General features: G+C 67.9%; 17 protein-coding genes and 1 tRNA gene. 7 read left to right on the forward strand and 11 right to left on the reverse strand.

Annotated features, from left to right (window positions below; all coding sequences use genetic code 11):
- Window positions 1-55: 55 nt before the first annotated feature.
- The 3 genes from mgtE to G578_RS0115870 all read right to left on the reverse strand — a co-directional run bounded on the left by mgtE (window position 56) and on the right by G578_RS0115870 (window position 4,120).
- Window positions 56-1,564 carry a magnesium transporter gene (gene mgtE, locus G578_RS0115860; protein WP_084618952.1) on the reverse strand — a complete coding sequence of 503 codons (1,509 nt, stop codon included), beginning with the start codon at window positions 1,562-1,564 and terminating at the stop codon, window positions 56-58.
- 13 nt (window positions 1,565-1,577) lie between these two features.
- A complete protein-coding gene (locus G578_RS0115865; RefSeq protein WP_028795077.1) occupies window positions 1,578-3,869 on the reverse strand; it encodes an NADP-dependent malic enzyme in 2,292 nt (763 codons plus the stop codon).
- A gap of 164 nt (window positions 3,870-4,033) precedes the next feature.
- A tRNA-Leu gene (locus G578_RS0115870) sits at window positions 4,034-4,120 on the reverse strand.
- 116 nt (window positions 4,121-4,236) lie between these two features.
- Between G578_RS0115870 and lipB the strand changes: the two genes are divergently transcribed.
- Window positions 4,237-4,947, forward strand: coding sequence for a lipoyl(octanoyl) transferase LipB (gene lipB, locus G578_RS0115875; protein WP_051244915.1), 711 nt, complete (start codon window positions 4,237-4,239; stop codon window positions 4,945-4,947).
- A gap of 166 nt (window positions 4,948-5,113) precedes the next feature.
- Here the strand turns inward: lipB and glcF are convergent, their stop codons facing one another.
- The 5 genes from glcF to G578_RS0115900 form a co-directional block, all read right to left on the reverse strand.
- Window positions 5,114-6,430 (reverse strand): glycolate oxidase subunit GlcF, encoded by a 1,317-nt coding sequence (gene glcF, locus G578_RS0115880; RefSeq protein ID WP_028795079.1) that lies wholly within the window; start codon window positions 6,428-6,430, stop codon window positions 5,114-5,116.
- A 6-nt stretch (window positions 6,431-6,436) separates the two neighbouring features.
- A complete protein-coding gene (locus G578_RS0115885) occupies window positions 6,437-7,645 on the reverse strand; it encodes an FAD-binding protein (RefSeq protein WP_028795080.1) in 1,209 nt (402 codons plus the stop codon).
- Between the two features lie 239 nt (window positions 7,646-7,884).
- Window positions 7,885-9,372: an FAD-linked oxidase C-terminal domain-containing protein gene (locus G578_RS0115890; protein ID WP_028795081.1), complete on the reverse strand. Its 1,488-nt coding sequence runs from the start codon at window positions 9,370-9,372 to the stop codon at window positions 7,885-7,887.
- A gap of 238 nt (window positions 9,373-9,610) precedes the next feature.
- A complete protein-coding gene (ykgO, locus tag G578_RS0115895; RefSeq protein ID WP_028795082.1) occupies window positions 9,611-9,736 on the reverse strand; it encodes a type B 50S ribosomal protein L36 in 126 nt (41 codons plus the stop codon).
- Between the two features lie 87 nt (window positions 9,737-9,823).
- The gene (locus tag G578_RS0115900; RefSeq protein WP_028795083.1) at window positions 9,824-10,870 is read right to left on the reverse strand and encodes a methyltransferase domain-containing protein; all 1,047 of its coding nucleotides are present in this window, start codon (window positions 10,868-10,870) and stop codon (window positions 9,824-9,826) included.
- Window positions 10,871-10,943: 73 nt separating this feature from the next.
- Between G578_RS0115900 and G578_RS26650 the strand changes: the two genes are divergently transcribed.
- Window positions 10,944-11,840 (forward strand): DMT family transporter, encoded by an 897-nt coding sequence (locus G578_RS26650; RefSeq protein ID WP_038015130.1) that lies wholly within the window; start codon window positions 10,944-10,946, stop codon window positions 11,838-11,840.
- The gene (locus G578_RS0115910) at window positions 11,837-12,679 is read left to right on the forward strand and encodes an HpcH/HpaI aldolase/citrate lyase family protein (protein ID WP_028795084.1); all 843 of its coding nucleotides are present in this window, start codon (window positions 11,837-11,839) and stop codon (window positions 12,677-12,679) included. The genes G578_RS26650 and G578_RS0115910 overlap by 4 nt, the downstream gene beginning before the upstream one ends.
- A 17-nt stretch (window positions 12,680-12,696) precedes the next feature.
- On the opposite strand, the gene kynU is transcribed toward G578_RS0115910, so the two are convergent.
- Entirely contained in the window at window positions 12,697-13,953 is a 1,257-nt protein-coding gene (gene kynU / locus G578_RS0115915) for a kynureninase (protein WP_038015131.1), read from the reverse strand.
- A 120-nt stretch (window positions 13,954-14,073) separates the two neighbouring features.
- Between kynU and aroQ the strand changes: the two genes are divergently transcribed.
- The 4 genes from aroQ (at window position 14,074) to aat (ending at window position 17,073) form a co-directional block, all read left to right on the forward strand.
- Complete coding sequence (gene aroQ, locus G578_RS0115920; protein ID WP_028795086.1) at window positions 14,074-14,526, forward strand: type II 3-dehydroquinate dehydratase; 453 nt, start codon at window positions 14,074-14,076, stop codon at window positions 14,524-14,526.
- 13 nt (window positions 14,527-14,539) lie between these two features.
- Window positions 14,540-14,980, forward strand: coding sequence for an acetyl-CoA carboxylase biotin carboxyl carrier protein (accB, locus tag G578_RS0115925; protein WP_028795087.1), 441 nt, complete (start codon window positions 14,540-14,542; stop codon window positions 14,978-14,980).
- 30 nt (window positions 14,981-15,010) lie between these two features.
- Window positions 15,011-16,351: an acetyl-CoA carboxylase biotin carboxylase subunit gene (gene accC, locus G578_RS0115930; RefSeq protein WP_028795088.1), complete on the forward strand. Its 1,341-nt coding sequence runs from the start codon at window positions 15,011-15,013 to the stop codon at window positions 16,349-16,351.
- Between the two features lie 68 nt (window positions 16,352-16,419).
- The gene (aat, locus tag G578_RS0115935; RefSeq protein WP_093154209.1) at window positions 16,420-17,073 is read left to right on the forward strand and encodes a leucyl/phenylalanyl-tRNA--protein transferase; all 654 of its coding nucleotides are present in this window, start codon (window positions 16,420-16,422) and stop codon (window positions 17,071-17,073) included.
- Here aat and G578_RS0115940 read toward each other — a convergent pair.
- The gene (locus tag G578_RS0115940; RefSeq protein WP_245565634.1) at window positions 17,001-17,474 is read right to left on the reverse strand and encodes a DUF2155 domain-containing protein; all 474 of its coding nucleotides are present in this window, start codon (window positions 17,472-17,474) and stop codon (window positions 17,001-17,003) included. The genes aat and G578_RS0115940 overlap by 73 nt on opposite strands.
- A gap of 61 nt (window positions 17,475-17,535) precedes the next feature.
- Window positions 17,536-18,045, reverse strand: coding sequence for an outer membrane lipid asymmetry maintenance protein MlaD (gene mlaD / locus G578_RS0115945; RefSeq protein ID WP_028795091.1), 510 nt, complete (start codon window positions 18,043-18,045; stop codon window positions 17,536-17,538).
- Window positions 18,046-18,053: the final 8 nt, after the last annotated feature.

Raw genomic sequence — 18,053 nt, forward strand, 5'->3', positions numbered from 1 at the left:
TTCCGCACTTTTCGTCATCCCGATTTGCATCAGGATGACGGTACAAGGTCAGTCCCTAAAGCAGGAACAGCGTCGCCAGCCCCAGAAACGCGAAGAACCCGACCACATCGGTCACGGTGGTGAGGAACACCCCGCTCGCCACGGCCGGGTCGATCTTGAAGCGCTGCAGGCCGAGCGGGATCAGCGTTCCCGCGAGCCCCGCGACCACCAGATTCAGCACCATGGCGACGGCGATGATCCAGGCGATCTCGAAATCGCCGAACCAGGCGATCGACGCGCCGGCCACCAGCACCGCGAAGGCGATGCCGTTCAGCGAGCCGACCAGGGTCTCCTTGGCGATGAACTTCATGGCGTTGCGGGTGTCGATGTCGCGCATGGCCAGCGCGCGGACCGCCACCGTCAGGGTCTGGGTGCCCGCATTGCCGCCCATGGACGCGACGATCGGCATCAGCACCGCCAGCGCCACCACCTTCTCGATGGTCGCCTCGAACATGCCGATCACCAGCGATGCGGCGATCGCGGTCAGCAGGTTCATCACCAGCCAGGGGAACCGGGTCTTGGTGGTGTCCCACAGGGAGCCGTACAGATCGCTCTCGCCCAGACCGGCGAGGCGCATCAGATCCTCCTCCGCCTCCTCGTCGATCACGTCCACCACGTCGTCGACGGTGATCACGCCGAGCAGCCGGTCGTCCTCGCTGACCACCGGGGCGGCGACCAGACCGTACTGGCGGAACAGCAGCGCCACCTCCTCCTGGTCCATCTCGGCGCGGACCTTGCGGAAGTCCTTACGCATGATGTCGGAGACCCGCACCGGCCGCTTGGCGCGCAGCAGGTGCGACAGCGCCAGTTCGCCCACCGGGCGATGGCCGGGATCGACCACGAAGATGTCGTAGAAGTCGTCCGGTAGATTGCGGACGGTGCGCAGGAAGTCGATGGTCTGGCCGACCGTCCAGTGGGACGGCACCACGACCATCTCGCGCTGCATCAGGCGGCCGGCGGAATCCTCCGGGAAGTTCAGACCCTCCTCAAGGAAGATCCGGTCCTTGGCGGGCAGGGCCGCCAGAATGCGGGCCTGCTCCTCCTCGTCCAGCTCGCCGAACAGGTCGACGGCATCGTCGGAGTCCAGGGCCGAGAGGAACCGGGTCAGGTCATCCTCGCCCAGGGTGCCGACCAGTTCGTCGCGCACCGTGGCGTCGAGGTAGGCCAGGATGTCGGCGTCGAAGGTCGCCCCCATCGCCGCGATCAAGGTCAGCCGCTGTTCCGGCGCCAGCCGCTCGATCAGGTCGGCCTGGTCCGCCGGGTGGAGCGGGCGCATCAGGCGCGGGATGATGGGCAGGCGCTCCTGCTCCAGCGCCCGCATGACGGCGGCCTCCAGGCGTGGCGTCAGGCCGTAGAGCGGCTCATCCGGCACGTTCTCGCGGGTCTCCGCGATCTCCGCCTCAAGGGCGCGGATTTTCGCCTTCAGCTCACGCTTCTTGACCTTCGGCTTGCGCTTGGTTCCCTGCTGCTCCCCAACCTCGGCTTCGGGCGCGTCGGTCTCGTCCGGTCGGTTGCTTGGGGTCATACATCACCGCTTTTTAGCGCACCGGCTTACGGCGCGCCACTTCATGGGCCTGGGCGTCGACGACGGCGACGGCGGTCATGTTGATGATGCCGCGCACGGTCACCGACTGGGTAAGGATATGCATCGGCTTGGCGGTTCCGACCAGCATCGGGCCTACCGAAAGTCCCTGCCCTGTCGATTTCATCAGGTTAAACGCCACGTTCGCTGAGTCCAACGTCGGCATGACCAGAAGGTTCGCCGCACCCTGCAGCCGCGAGTTCGGGAAGGTCCGATTCCGCACCACTTCGGAGATCGCGCTGTCGGCGTGCATTTCGCCCTCGACCTCCAGGCCCGGATGCTTCGCCGCCAGCTTGGCGACCGCCTGGCGCATCTTCTGCGCCGACGGCTCGTCGGAGGACCCGAAATGGGAATGGGAGACGAAGGCGACCTTTGGCTCCAGGCCGAAGGCCCGCACCTCGATCGCCGCCAGTTCCACCATCTCCACCAGCGCATCGGCGCTCGGGTCCGTCGTCACATGGGTGTCGACCATGAAGTAGGAGCCCTGAGGCAGGATCAGCAGGCTGACCGCCGACAGCTCGTTCACCCCGCGGCGCGTGCCGATGACCTGGCGGATATGCCTCAGATGGTCCCAGTACCGGCCCACCGTGCCGCAGATCGCCGCGTCGGCGTCGCCGAGCTGCATCATCAGCGCGGCGATGACCGTGTCGTTGGTGCGCACCACCTCGCGCGCCCGGTCCGGCGACACGCCCCGGCGCTCCATCAGGCCGTGATAGGTGCGCCAGTACAGCTCGTAGCGCTCGTCGTTGCTGGGATCGACCACCTCGACGTCGCGGCCGACCTTCAGGCGCAGGCCGAACCGGTCGAGCCGGCGCTCGATCACGTCCGGCCGCCCGATCAGGATCGGCTTGGCCAGCTTCTCGTCCAGCACTGACTGCACGGCGCGCAGCACCCGTTCCTCCTCGCCCTCGGCGAAGACCACGCGCTTCGGCTCCTCGCGGGCCTTGGAGAAGATCGGCCGCATCACCTGGCCGGAGCGGTAGACGAACTGCGACAGCTTCTGGCGGTAGGCGTCGAAATCCTCGATCGGCCGGACGGCCACGCCGCTGTCCATCGCCGCCTGGGCGACGCGGGGCGCGATCTCCATGATCAGGCGCGGGTCGAACGGCTTGGGGATCAGGTATTCCGGCCCGAACGAGAGCTCCTGGCCGCTATAGGCGGTGGCGACGATGTCGGAGGCCTCCTGCATCGCCAGATCGGCGATGGCCGTCACCGCGGCGATCTTCATCTCCTCGTTGATCGTCGTCGCCCCCACGTCGAGCGCGCCGCGGAAGATGAAGGGGAAGCACAGGACGTTGTTCACCTGGTTCGGGTAGTCCGAGCGGCCGGTGGCGATGATCGCGTCGTCGCGCACCGCCTTGGCCTCCTCCGGCATGATCTCCGGCGTCGGGTTGGCCAGCGCCATGATGATCGGCCGGTCGGCCATCGTCTTGACCATCTCCGGCTTCAGCACGCCGGGCGCCGACAGGCCGAGGAAGATGTCCGCCCCGTCCACCGCCTCGGCCAGGGTGCGCATCGGCGTGTCGGTGGCGTAGCGGGCGATGACCGGGTTCATCTGGGAGCGGCCGGTATACACCACGCCGTCGATATCGGTGATGATCACGTTCTCGGTCTTGAGCCCCATCGCCACCAGCAGGTCGATGCAGGCCATGGCCGCCGCCCCCGCCCCCGAGGTGACGAGCCGCACCGTCTCCATCGGCTTCTCGACCAGCCGCAGGGCGTTGAAGATCGCCGCCCCGACGCAGATCGCGGTGCCGTGCTGGTCGTCATGGAACACCGGGATGTTCATGCGCTGGCGCAGCTTGCGTTCGATCTCGAAGCATTCCGGCGCCTTGATGTCTTCCAGGTTGATGCCGCCGAAGGTCGGCTCCAGGGCGGCGACGACCTCGACGAACCGGTCGACGTCCAGCTCCGCCACCTCGATGTCGAATACGTCGATATCGGCGAATTTCTTGAACAGGGCGGCCTTGCCCTCCATCACCGGCTTGGAGGCGAGCGGCCCGATATTGCCGAGACCCAGCACGGCGGTACCGTTGGTCACCACGCCGACCAGGTTCTGGCGGCCGGTATAGCGCGCGGCCGTGCTCGGATCCTCGGCGATGGCGGTGCAGGCATAGGCCACGCCGGGGGAATAGGCCAGCGACAGATCCCGCTGCGTCGCCATGGGCTTGGTCGGCACGACGGCCATTTTCCCGGGCACCGGCGTCTCGTGATAGTAGAGTGCAGCGTCTTTGAGATCTTCCGCCATTCCCAGCTCCCGTCGGCCCGCATGTGGGCGCAGACCTTACACGGCGGACCGGACGCGCCCAAGAGGCTGTACGCGGTCCATGGCGGGACCAATTGGCGCGCACGGTCGGGCGTGCCCCCAAGGGGGAGGTCACCGTCATTTTCTGGATGTATCGGAGAGAGATGTGGTGCGGTCGAGAAGACTCGAACTTCCACCCGTGTTACCGGACAGCGACCTCAACGCTGCGCGTCTACCAATTCCGCCACGACCGCACTATCTTGGCTACGAGCCCCGGCCCGCAGCGAGGGTGAGGGATTAGCAAAAGCCGCCCGCCCAATCAAGCTGAGATCGCGGGTTGTAGCACGGAACCGGAAACGGACACCGATATATGTCACTCGCCCCTCTCTCCGACCAGGCCGACAGCGTGTTCCGGAGTGCCGTGGACTGGCGCCACGACGACGCGCTGGTGGGTTACGAGGCCGCCGTCGCCGAGATGGAGCGGCTGGCCGGCGCCATCCATCTGGGCGAGGCACCGGAGACCGTCTGGCTGCTCGAGCATCCGCCGCTCTACACGGCGGGCACCAGTGCCGAGACAACCGACCTGCTGGAGCCGGACCGCTTCCCGGTCCACCGCACCGGTCGGGGCGGCGAGTTCACCTATCACGGGCCGGGCCAGCGGGTGGCCTATGTCATGCTCGACCTGAAGCGCCGCCGCCAGGATGTGCGGGCCTATGTGCATGCGCTGGAGGAATGGCTGATCCGGACGCTCGACCGGCTCGGTGTGGCGGGCGAGCGGCGCGACGGCCGGGTCGGCATCTGGGTGCGCCGCACCGACCGGGGCGAGCCCCTGCGCGAGGACAAGGTGGCCGCCATCGGCGTGCGGGTGCGGCGCTGGGTCACGTTCCACGGCATCGCGCTGAACGTCGAGCCGGACCTGTCCCATTTCGACGGCATCGTGCCCTGCGGCATCGCCGGCCACGGGGTCACCAGCCTGGTGGATCTCGGCGTGCTCGTCGGCATGACCGAGGTCGACGCGGCGCTCAAGGGCGCGTTCGAGGAGGTGTTCGGCGACGGCGGAGAGATGGCGCTGCGGGGGTAAGGGGCGGCTACGGGAGCCGCTATCTTCCCACGCACTGCAATCTCGTCATCCCGGCGAGACCCGGGCTCGACCCGGGGGTCGGTCGGGACCCCGAGGCAATTGACAGGGCTGGGTCCCGGCCGCCCTCCGGATCAGGTCCGGAGGCCGCCGGGATGACGGGAGCACGTCAAACCGCCTTCTCTCGCAGCGCCGGCGGTACCGGCCCGCCGGTCGCCCAGTCCAGCAGCTGCACCGTGTGCACCACCGGGATCGCGGTGCCGCCGCCGATCTGGGTCATGCAGCCGATATTGCCGGTGGCGATCACGTCCGGCCGGGTGCTCTCGATATTCGCCACCTTGCGGTCGCGCAGCGTCCCGGCGATCTGCGGCTGCATCATGTTGTAGGTACCCGCCGACCCGCAGCACAGATGCCCCTCCGGCACGCCCTTCACCGCGAACCCGGCCCGGGTCAGCAGCTCGGCGGGCAGGGTCTTGATCTTCTGGCCGTGCTGCATCGAGCAGGCCGAGTGATACGCCACGGTCAGATCGGACGGCGCGCCCGCCGGCAGGTCCAGCTCCGCCAGATATTCGGTCACGTCCCGCGTCATCGCCGAGATCGCCGCCGCCTTGTCGGCATAGCCCGCATCCTCGCGCAGCATGAAGCCGTAATCCTTCACCGTGGTGCCGCAGCCCGAGGCGTTGATCACCACCGCGTCCAGCCCCTCCCCACCACCCTCGGCGGTCTCGGCCCACCAGGCGTCCACATTGGCCGTCACGCTGGCTTGGGCTTCGTCCTCGCGGCCCATGTGATGGGTCAGCGAGCCGCAGCAGCCCGCACTCGGCGGCACCACCACTTCCACGCCGTGGCGGGTCAGCAGACGGATCGTGGCGTCGTTGATCTCCGGCTCCAGCACCCGCTGGGCGCAGCCGAGCAGCAAAGCGACCCGGCCCCGCCGCTCCCCCTGCGCCGGATACACGCCCGGCCTGTCCATGGACGAGCGCGGCGGGATCGCCTTGGGCGCCAGCTCCAGCATCGCCCGCAGCCGCCCGCCGAACAGGTTGCCGGCCAGCGGCGCGAAGGGCCGGGCGAACCAGGCGCCGGCCAGGGCCAGGCGGAACCGGTTCGGATAGGGGATCAGGTTGGCCAGCAGGGCGCGCATCCAGCGGTCCAGCGGCGCGCGGGTATAGGTGCGCTCGATATGGGTGCGGGCGTGGTCGACCAGGTGCATGTAATGCACGCCGGAGGGACAGGTGGTCATGCAGGACAGGCAGGACAGGCAGCGGTCGATATGCCTGACCTCCTGCTCGCCGGCCGGCCGGTCGTTCTCCAGCATATCCTTGATCAGGTAGATCCGGCCGCGCGGGCTGTCGAGCTCGTCGCCCAGCAGGACATAGGTCGGACAGGTCGCCGTGCAGAACCCGCAATGCACGCACTTGCGCAGGATCTCGTTGGCGACGGAGATCTCCGGATCGGCAAGCTGGGCCAGGGTGAAGTTGGTTTGCATCTGTCCCTATACCCCCACCGTCATGCGGCCCGGATTGAGCACGCCTTTCGGATCGAAACTCTCCTTCACCCGCTTCGACAGCGCCGCGAGTGGGGCCGGCTGCGGGTGGAAACTGTCCACCGAGGCCCTGACCTCCGGGGCGGCGCGGATCAGGGTCGCGTGGCCGCCCATCGCGTCCACCGCCCCGCGCACCACATCGGCCTGGGCATCGCCCCTCGGCGGCACGGCGAGCCAGATCAGGCCGCCGGCCCAGTCGTAGAAATACGCGCACTCGGCCACCAGCGGCCGGATCGCCGCCACCACCCGCGGTCCCGCCATCGGGGCGACGGAGAGCTTCCATACCGCCCGGTCGCGCGGCTCGGCGAGCGGCCGGGCGTCGCGCAGGTCGCGCCACAGGGCGCGGGACGCCTCGCCCTCAATCGTCGTGATCTCGACGCCGAAGCGGGCCAGCTCGTCCGTCAGCGCCGCCACCCTCGCGACCACGGACGGCGCGAACCCTTCCACCCGCAGGGCGGTCGCCACGCCGCTCACCCCGCCGGCGGCGATCCCGTCCGGCAGGTGCGCGGCGGAGGAGACGTCATGGGCCGAGCCCATGGCCGCACTCATGGCGGTCGCCGCCGTCGGCTCGTCCAGCCCGTGCAGCAGCAGGGTGGTCTCGGTCTCCGGCATGGGCAGGACCTTGAAGGTCAGGTCGGTCAGCGCGGCCAGCGTGCCCCAGGAACCGCAGACCAGCTTGGACAGGTCGTAGCCGGTGACGTTCTTCACCACCCGGCCGCCGGACTTCACGATCTCGCCTCGGCCGGTGACGGCGGTGAAACCCAGCAGGTGGTCGCGCGCCGCCCCGTCCTTGATCCGGCGCGGGCCGGCCAGGTTGCAGGCGAAGACCCCGGCGATGGACTGCCGCCCCTCGCCGCCGCCCAGCAGCACGCCCAGATCCATCGGCTCGAAGGCCAGGCGCTGGTTCTGCGCCGTCAGCGCCGCCTCGATCTCGGCCAGCGGCGTGCCCGGCCCGGCCTGGCAGATCAGCTCCTCCGCCTCGTACAGGCCGATCCCGCCGAGGCCGGACAGGTCGAGGGTGTTGGCGGTCTGCATCGGCCGGCCGATGGTACGCTTGGTGGCGCGGGCGACGATCTCCAGCGGGCTCTCCTCGGAGACCGCCCAGGCGATGGCGTCGCGCACCTGCTCCGGCGTGTCGGGCTTGAAGGTGTCAGGCATCGGCACGCTCCGGCAGAGTCTGGGTTCCGGCCGAGCCCCGGGTCGAGCCCGGGCCTCGCCGGGATGACGGGGATAGGGAACTCATAAATCTGTAGTCGTCATCCCGGACGGCCCCGGACCTGATCCGGGGGCGGGCCGGGACCCAGCATCGGCCGATGGGGGTATGGTCCCGGTCCCGCCCCTGGATCGGGCCCAGGGGCGTGCCGGGACGACGGGGAAAGCGCAGCACGAACAGCACCTCAGAACCGCGGGATGTCCGGGAACGGCAGCTGCCCCCGGTGGATGTGCATGCGGCCGAGCTCGGCGCAGCGGTGCAGGGTGGGGAACACCTTGCCCGGATTGAGAAGGCCCTTGGGGTCCCAGGCGCATTTCACGCGCATCTGCTGGTTCAGGTCGGTCTCGCTGAACATCTCCGGCATCAGGTCGCGCTTCTCCACACCGACCCCGTGCTCGCCGGTGAGCACGCCGCCCAGCTCGACACAGGCCTTCAGGATGTCGGCACCGAACGCCTCCGCCCGATCCAGCTCGCCCGGCTGGTTGGCGTCGAACAGGATCAGCGGGTGCAGGTTGCCGTCGCCCGCATGGAACACGTTGGCGACCCGCAGGCCGTATTTCTCGCTCATCCGCGTCATGCGGGTGAGGATCTCGGGAAGCTGGCGGCGCGGGATGGTGCCGTCCATGCACATGTAGTCCGGCGAGATCCGCCCGACCGCCGGGAAGGCCGCCTTGCGCCCGGCCCAGAAGGCGTTGCGCTCCTCCTCGCTGTCGGACACCCGCAGCGTGGTGGAGCCGTTGGCCTCGGCGATCTCGCGCACCCGCTCGATCAGGGTGTCGACTTCCACTTCGGGGCCGTCCAGCTCGACGATCAGCAGCGCACCGGCCTCGCGCGGATAGCCGGCGTTCACGAAGTCCTCGGCGGCGTTGATCGCCGGATTGTCCATCATCTCCATGCCGCCGGGGATGATGCCCGCCCCGATGATCGCGGCCACGCAGGCCCCCGCCTGCTCGCTGGTCGGGAAGCCGAGCAGCAGGGCGCGCAGGGAGGCCGGCTTCTTCAGGATGCGCACGGTGACCTCGGTGACCACGGCGAGCAGCCCTTCGGAGCCGGTCATCAGGCCCATCAGGTCGTAGCCTTCGGAATCGAGATGCTTGCCGCCCAGGCGCATGATCTCGCCTTCCACCGTGACCATCTCGATGCCGAGGATGTTGTTGGTGGTCAGCCCGTATTTCAGGCAGTGCACGCCGCCGGAGTTCTCCGCCACGTTGCCGCCGATGGAACAGGCGATCTGCGAGGACGGGTCGGGGGCGTAGTAGAAGCCCTCGTGCTGGACGGCGGTGGTGATGCCGAGATTGGTCACGCCGGGCTGGGCGGTGACGGTGCGGTTGTCGAAATCGATGTCCAGGATGCGGTTGAACTTGCCCAGCCCCAGCAGCACGCCGTCGGCCAGCGGCAGCGCGCCGCCGGACAGCGAAGTGCCCGATCCGCGCGGCACCACCTTCACCCCGTTCTCGTGGCAGTACTTCAGAACGGCGGCGACCTGGGCCACGGTCTCCGGCAGCACGACGATCATCGGCACGGTGCGATAGGCGGTCAGGCCGTCGCTTTCATAGGGGCGCATCTCGCGGGTATCGGCGATCACCCCCTCGCCCGGCACGATCGCGCGCAGGGCGTCGACGATCTCCGAACGGCGCGCCAGGACCTCCTGGTCGGGCTCGGGCATCTGCATGGCAAGGCTCCCCGCCTGTTGAACAGGTCTTGGCGTCTATCTTGGCGCCTAACTTGCCGGAACGGGGCAGAAATTCAAGCCATGGCACCGTCAGGGCGCGCAATGGCCGGTCGGAACGCGAAAAGGCGGCTCGACGTTACCGTCGGCCGCCTGAAAGCGGGTATGCGGGGACCGCAGCGACGGGGCGCGCGGACCTCAGACCGAAGTGATCAGACCCGAAGGACCAAGCCCAGTCGGATCAACCCTGGCGCGCCTTGAAGCGCGGGTTGGTCTTGTTGATCACGTAGACACGGCCCTTGCGGCGGATAACCCGGCAGGCCTTGTGGCGCTTCTTCAGCGTCTTCAGCGAGTTCGCGACGCGCATTGGTCGTCTCCGGTGGTCGGCAGATTTCGAAGAGCGCGGAACCTACTGAGAAGCCGGAAGGCTGTCAACCGCGATATGCGGCGGTTTTCAGGACTCTCCCCGCTTCATCGCCAGAATCCGCACAAGCTGCAGTTCGCCCTTCTGCAGCAGGCTGGCCAGCCGGGACCAGTCCTCCGCCAGATCGACCAGCGCGGCCCGGGCGACGGGTGTTTCGGTCACCACCTTGTCGGCGTTCAGGGTTTCCACGAAGGCCGCGAAGTCATGGCGGATCCGATGCTCGTAGTCCTCCGATTCCTCCTTCACGAACCGGACATCGAAGGTTTGGTTCGCCAGGGCGACCTCGTACTGCTCCTTGGTCCACAGGGTCACGGGCTCGCCACGGTTCTGCAGCCACTTCATCAGGCGCTCCGACGGCGGCTTCTCGTCGGGCAGGACGAAGTCGCTCATCAGGAACTGGCCCCAGTCCTTCAGGGACTCGTAGATCTTCGCGATCAGGGCGACGCGGTCCTGGACGCAGTGCATGTTCTCGTTCGACAGCACCACGTCGAACTTCTTGCGCGGCAGCTCGACCGTCTCCGGATCGTAGAAGCTGGGACGGACCTGGTCGCCGGCCGGGATGGTGGGCAGCACCAAGCCGGAGATTTCGAACAGCGCCGGATTGCGCTCGTATCCGGTGACCCACACGCCGTATTTTCCGGCGATCGCCGCGTCCTCTCCCCCAAGCCTCATGGTCAGGTCGAGGACCGACTGCACCGGATCGAGGCCGAGGGATTTCGCCGCGTCGATGATCTGCTCGGCCCCGCCCGGGGTGACGAAGCCGCGGCCGAACACCCGCTGGGACACCTCCACCTTGGCCCTCGGCCAGACCGGGTCCGGCGCCACCTCCTCGAGGAATTCCAGGTCGCCGTCGTTGAGCCCCGACTCCGTGGCATGGCTCGCCATGAGGTCGTCGAAACTCATCATCTTGGGCAGTGCGATCGACGCCGGCATCGACGGATCGTCGGTGTCCTCACCGTCGGCCCCGGACTCGGGATCGCGATCCCGCCACTCGACATACTCGTCCGGGTCGTAGCCTTCCCACCAGGCCTTCAGACGTATGTGCCACGGGACCGTTATGGTACTTGCCTCGCTCACACTCGCGGGATACGGCTGGCTTCTGAGTGATCGGCTATCGTGATCAGAACCGCCGCACCGGAACAAAAAATCCATGTCGACCGATTCCGCAGCCGATCCGGCAAAGGGCCTGACCCTTGCCGTCCTCGGCATACTGATCCTCACCCCGGACACCGTTCTGATGCGGATGGTCGGCGCGGATGCCTGGACCATTCTATTCTGGCGTGGGGTGTTAATGACAGTCGGTTATGTCGGACTGCTCGCCCTGCGCTACCGTGGCGGGTGTCTGGCGGCGGTGGCGGCCGTCGGGTCGCGGGGTGCGCTGGTGACGGTGCTCTTCGCCATCAACACGATCCTGTTCGTCGTCGCGGTGTCCACGACCACCGTCGCGAACACCCTGGTGATCATGTCCGCCGCCCCGCTCTTCGCCGCGGTTATCGGCCGGGTGTGTCTTGGCGAACGACCGCCCGCACGGACCTGGATCGCCATCGGCGTCGCCATTCTGGGGATCCTGGTGATCGTGGGCGACGGGCTGTCGGTCGGGACCTGGGTCGGCGACCTCATCGCCCTGGCCGCAGCGATCGCGCTCGGCGGGCATTTCGTGCTGGTCCGCTCCGCCCGTCCGGTGGACATGATGCCGGCGGTCGGCCTGTCCGGCCTGCTGGTCGCCGCGGTGTCGCTCATCGTCGCCGACAGCCTCGCCCTCTCGCCGGTGCAGTTCGGCTGGATGGCCCTGCTCGGTCTCCTGATCCTGCCGGTGTCGTTCGGCCTGCTGACCCTGGCGCCGATCTATCTGTCGGCGGCGGAGGTCGGGCTGGTAGTGCTGCTGGAAACCGTGCTCGGCCCGTTATGGGTCTGGCTGGTCATGGGCGAGGAGCCGAGCACCAACGCGCTGATCGGCGGCGCCATCGTCATCGCCGCGCTGGTAATGAACTTCGCGCTGAAGCGACGTAGTCTGCCCGCCGACACGCACCCGGAGGCTTCCCGATGACCACGATCCGTCCGCGACGCAGCTTCATCTTCGCGCCCGGCAACAAGCCGGACATGTTCCCCAAGGCCATGGGGACCGGCGCGGACATCATGTGCATCGACCTGGAGGACGCGATCGCGCCCCAGCACAAGGAACAGGCCCGCACCGCCACCCTCGACTGGTTCGCCACCGCCGAGTTGGACGACGCGGTGGAGTGCATGGTGCGGATCAACCCGCCGCGCACACCGGAGGGCATGAAGGATGTGCAGGCGATCCTCGACTCGGCCAAGGCGCCGCCGGCGCTGATGCTGGCCAAGGTGAAATCACCGGCCGAGGTGATCGCCCTGGACGAGCTGTTCGACGAGTTCAAGATCGCCTCCCGCCTGCAGGTCATCATCGAGACCAACGAGGCGCTGGAGGCGGCCTGGGAGATCGCCCGCTGCTCGACGCGGATCGACGCGATCTTCTTCGGGGGCGTCGACATGGCCGCCGACCTGCGCTGCGAATACACCTGGGAGGCGCTGCTCTACGCCCGCTCGCGGGTCGTGCATGCGGCGGCCGGCGCGGGGGTCGACGTGATCGACGTGCCGTTCCTCGACCTGAACGACATGGACGGCATGCGCCGCGAGGCCGAGGCCGCAAGAGCACTCGGTTTCTGCGGCAAGGGATCCATTCATCCCAAGCAGGTGCCCGTCCTGAACGAGATCTTCAGCCCCAGCGAGGCGGAGATCGCCCATGCCCGACGCATCGTCGACGCGTTCGAGCAGGGCGACAGCGGCCTCGTGGTGATCGACGGCAAGCTGATCGAGAAGCCGGTCCTGCGCAGCATGTACCGGGTGCTGGCCCGGGCCGGGCTCTAAGCGCCCCGGCCGGGTGCTCAGGTGACCGAGGCGCGCTCGCGATAGACCTCGGCCAGGTGCTCGCCGCCGTCCAGCACCGCCCGCAAATGGGCGACCGCGTGCCAGACATCCTCGTAGCGCTGATACAGCGGGGCGAAACCGAAGCGCATCACGTCGGGGTCACGGAAATCGCCGACCACGCCGCGGGCGATCAGCGCCTGCACGATTCCGTAGCCGTCCGGGTGGGCGAAGGAGACCTGGCTGCCGCGGCCCCAGGGCGGCGTGAGCCCGGCCGCGCGCGGCGAGATCAACCGGAAGCCGGCATCGCCGCATTCCTGCTCCACCAGCCGGATGAACAGATCGCCGAGCGCCACCGACTTCTCGCGGATCGCCGTCATGTCGGCCTCCAGCATCACGTCCAAAGCCGCCTCGAAGGCGACCAGGCCGAGGACGCCCGGCGAGGAGCAGACATGGCGGCGGATGCCGTCGGCCGGGCGGTACTCCAGATCGAAGTCGAAGGGCCGGTCATGGCCGAGCCAGCCGGTCAGCGGCTGGTGCGCGGCCTCCTGGTGGCGCCTGGCTACGAACATCCAGGCGGGACCGCCCGGCCCGGCATTCAGGTACTTGTAGGAGCAGCCAACCGCGAAATCCGCCGCCGTCCCGTTCAGATCGACCGGGAACGCGCCGGCCGAATGGGCGAGATCCCACAGGGTCAGAGCCCCGGCGGCATGGGCCGCGCGGGTCACCGCGCCCATGTCGAACACCGCGCCGGTCTTGAAGTTGGTCTCCGTCAGCATGACCACGGCGACGGTGTCGTCGATGGCATCCTCGATCTCGGTTTCCGGCACCAGACGCAGTTCGTGACCGGCGCCCAACTGCCGGATCAGTCCCTGGGCCATGTAGAGGTCGGTCGGGAAGTTCTCCGCATTGGACAGGATCACGGTGCGCTCCGGCCGCATGGCGAGCGCCGCCGAGAGCAGCTTGAAGACGTTGATCGAGGTGGTGTCGACCACCGCCACCTCACCTGCCGCCGCGCCCACGAGTCGGGCCAGCCGGTCGCCCAGGACCAGCGGCTTCTCCATCCAGCCGTCCTTCAGCCAGCCGCCGATCAGATGCCGCCCCCATTCCTCGTGCAGCATGGCCGACACCCGCTCCGGCACCGCCTTGGGCAGGGCGCCGAGCGAGTTGCCGTCGAGGTAGATCACCCCGTCGGGAAGGACGAATCGCTCGCGGAATCCGGCCAGGGGATCGTCGGAGTCGAGGGCTCGAACGGTATCGAGAGTCACGCGGGTCATGAGGCCTGCCAGTGGTTCTGCCGGAGATTGCCGGGGGTTTCCCCCTTGGGAGCGGCGCCACCGTTGCGCACGCATTGCGCCATGGTATAACCCCGCCCAAGTAAACGAGAGGCGTTTTCAGTGGCTGAACGGCCCGACATCCTGGTCCTGAACGGACCGAACCTGAACATGCTTGGCGTCCGCGAGCCGACGATCTACGGCAGCGACACGCTGACCGATATCGAGGCGATGTGCCAGGAGCGCGGCGAGGCCCTCGGCCTCGGCGTCGATTTCCGGCAATCGAACTTCGAAGGCGAGCTGGTGACGATCATCCAGCAGGCCCGCGACAGTCACGACGGCATCATCCTGAACGCCGGCGCCTATACCCACACCTCGGTCGCCATCCGTGACGCGCTTTCGGTCGCGGAACTGCCGGCGATCGAGCTTCACCTGTCGAACACCTACCGGCGCGAGGAGTTCCGCCACCATTCCTATCTCTCGGGTGTGGTGGACGGGATCATCGCCGGCTTCGGCGCCCGGGGCTATGTCCTGGCGCTGGAAGCCATGGCGGGCCTGGTCGGGGCCGACGAATAAGGAAGAAATTGCCGTGAGCAAGGATCTGGACGAAGCGCTGGTCCGCAAACTGGCGGGCCTGTTGGAAGAAACCGGGCTGGGCGAGATCGAATACGCCACGGGCGATCTGCGGATCCGCATCGCCAAACCGACGGTCAACGCCACCTATGCCGCGCCGATGCCGACGGCAGCGCCCGTAGCCGCGGCGCCCGCAGCCCCGACGGCCGCGCCGGCAGAGGATGGGGAAGTCGTGCCCTCGCCCATGGTCGGCACGGCCTACATCGCGCCGGAGCCCGGTGCCGCCGCCTTCGCGCCGGTCGGATCGAGCGTGCGCAAGGGCCAGACGATCATGATCGTCGAGGCGATGAAGACCATGAACCCGATCCCCGCCCCGCGCGACGGCAAGATCAAGTCCGTCCATGTCGAGAACGGGCAGCCGGTGGAATTTGGCCAGCCCCTGCTGGTCCTCGAATAATCCGCCGACCGGCGCGAAGAGAGGTCCAGCGTGTTCAATAAGGTCCTGATCGCCAATCGCGGGGACGTGGCGCTCCGCATTCACCGTGCCTGCCGCGAGATGGGCATCAAGACGGTGGCCGTCCACTCCACCGCGGATGCCGACGCGATGCATGTCCGGCTCGCCGACGAGAGCGTGTGCATCGGCCCGCCGCCGGCCCGCGACAGCTATCTCAACATCCCGGCGATCCTGTCGGCCGCCGCCGTCACCCATGCGGACGCGATTCACCCGGGCGTCGGCTTCCTGTCGGAGAACGCCGCCTTCGCGGAGATCGTCGAGGCCCACGGCATCACCTTCATCGGTCCGTCGCCCAGCCATATCCAGTCGATGGGCGACAAGATCACCGCCAAGCGGACGATGATCGAGCTCGGCATCCCCTGCGTGCCCGGCTCCGAAGGCCCGGTGGAGGGTCTGGAGGCCGCGCGGGCCGAGGCCGCGCACATCGGCTATCCGGTGCTGATCAAGGCCGCCGCCGGCGGTGGCGGTCGCGGCATGAAGGTGGCCGAGGGCCCCGAGAACCTGGACGAGGCCTACACAATGGCCCGCCGGGAGAGCGCCGCCGCCTTCGGCAACGACTCGGTCTACATGGAGCGCTATCTCGGCCGTCCGCGGCATATCGAGATCCAGATCGCCGCCGACAGCCACGGCAACGTCATCCATCTGGGCGAACGCGACTGTTCGATCCAGCGCCGCCACCAGAAGGTGATCGAGGAGGCCCCGTCCCCGGCGCTCACCCAGGCCGAGCGCGAGGCGATCGGCAAGCGCGCCGTCGAGGCGATCCAGAAGATGGGATACCGCAGCCTCGGCACCCTGGAATTCCTTTACGAGAACGGCGAGTTCTTCTTCATCGAGATGAACACCCGCCTGCAGGTCGAGCACCCGATCACCGAAGCGATCACCGGGGTCGATCTGGTGCGCATGCAGATCGAGATCGCTGCCGGCCGCCCCCTGGGCATGGAGCAGAAGGACGTGACCTTCACCGGCCATGCCATCGAATGCCGCATCACCGCAGAGGACCCGCGCACGTTCCAGCCGCGGCCGGGCCGGATCGACGACTATCACCAGCCCGGCGGCCTCGGCGTGCGCGTGGACAGCGCGCTGTATGCCGGCTACAGCGTGCCGCCGCACTACGACAGCCTGGTGGCCAAGCTCATCGTCCATGGCCGCAACCGCGAGGAATGCCTGATGCGGACCGAGCGGGCGCTGGGCGAATACGTGATCGGCGGCATCCCCACCACGATTCCGCTGCACGCGGAACTGATGCGCGCGCCGGTGTTCCGCAGCGGCGACTACCATATCCGCTGGCTGGAATCCGATTATCTGAAATCCTGAGAGGAGCCCGTTGCCGTCGTCCCCGGGAGTGTTAGGATTCCAGGGTGTCAGGCGATCGGATGGATCGGATGTCCGAGCTGCAACCGGAACTGCTGCTACAGGCCTACGCCGTCGGCGTGTTCCCCATGGCCGAAGGGCGCAACGATCCGCGCCTGTTCTTCGTCGATCCCGACAACCGCGGGATCCTGCCGCTAGACGGCTTCCACATCTCCCGCAGCCTGCGCAAGACGGTCCGCCGGCGCCGGTTCGAGGTGGTGTGGGACCGGGATTTCGAAGCAACGATCGACGGCTGCGCCGAAGCGACCCGACGGCGGCCCGACACCTGGATCAATCCGGAGATCCGGCGGCTGTACCTCGCGCTCTACGCCCGCGGCCATGCCCATTCGGTGGAAGCCTGGAAGGACGGCAAGCTGGTCGGCGGTCTCTACGGGGTTCGGCTGGGCGGCGCGTTCTTCGGCGAGAGCATGTTCAGCCGGGCCACCGATGCCTCGAAGGTGGCGCTGGTCCACCTGGTGGCGAAGCTGAAGGCTTGCGGCTTCACCCTGCTCGACACCCAGTTCATCACCGATCACCTCACCCGCTTCGGGGCGATGGAGATCCCGCGCGACGCGTATCGTCAGCAGCTCGCCACGGCGATCGCCGCCCCGGTTCAGTTCGATCCGGCGGCGGACGACTGGCCTTCGGTGGAAGCGCTTTTGCAGGACGCGACCCAGACGTCGTAGACTGGGTGCTCGACCGCGTTCAGGCCGGGGCTCGAGGCGAACATCCAGCCGCTGAACAGTTCGCGCGGCGGCTCGTCCGGCGGCTGATCCTCCACATGAACGAAGGCGGCACTTTCCGGCGGCAGGGTCGGCGGCAGGTCCTGGCAGGTCTCGACGCGGATATTGAAGGTGCCGAAACGGACGGTCTGGCCGACCGGGACCTCGAAGCGTGAGATCCGCGCCGTCACCTTGTCGAGCCCCTGCAGCACCGCGATCTCATGCTGGCGCCAGTCCTCCGCCGCCGCGCTCTGGGCCAGAGCGGTCTGGGCGAAGGCGGTCGAGGCCAGGACCAGAAGGCCACACCCCGCGCAGACGCGCGCCAAACAGTTCAACAAGGTCGACCGGTCCATATCCGAGGCCATCGCAGATTTCATCGAATCCCAGGATGTCAGGGGATTATGTCCGATAGACGGCGAAACCGGGTCAATTAGTCCCGGGAGCAGCCCCCATCGGTGCCGAGGACCCGGATCCGGACCCCGACCCGGAACCAGAACTGCCAGCCTGGAACATGAACCGGCTCAGCATCTGGATGAAGTCCACCGCGTCCTGGGTGAGCTCGATCCGCTCGCCCGGCGCCAGCATCTTCTCATCGGCCCCCGGCACGAGATCCACGAAATTGCCGCCCAGCAGCCCCTCGCTCGAAACCGCCGCGCTGGAATCGATCGGCAGTTGGATCGACTCGTCGATGCTCAGCGTGACCTCGGCGAGGTAGGTCTGCGGATCCAGCACCTGCTTCGACACGGTGCCGACCTTGATGCCGGACATGCGCACGTCGCTGCCCGGCTTCAGGCTGCCCACCGTGGTGAAGCGGGCGGTCACCTCGTAGCCGCCGCCGGTGCTGAATTCCGACGACGCATACGCGTAGAACAGGAACAGTCCGGCCACGGCCAGGACAAGCGCCCCCATCAACGTCTCGATTACGCCTCTAGTCACGGTAACCC

Origin of the sequence: Thalassobaculum salexigens DSM 19539, assembly GCF_000423805.1 — a bacterium.
Classification (GTDB): Bacteria; Pseudomonadota; Alphaproteobacteria; order Thalassobaculales; family Thalassobaculaceae; genus Thalassobaculum; species Thalassobaculum litoreum.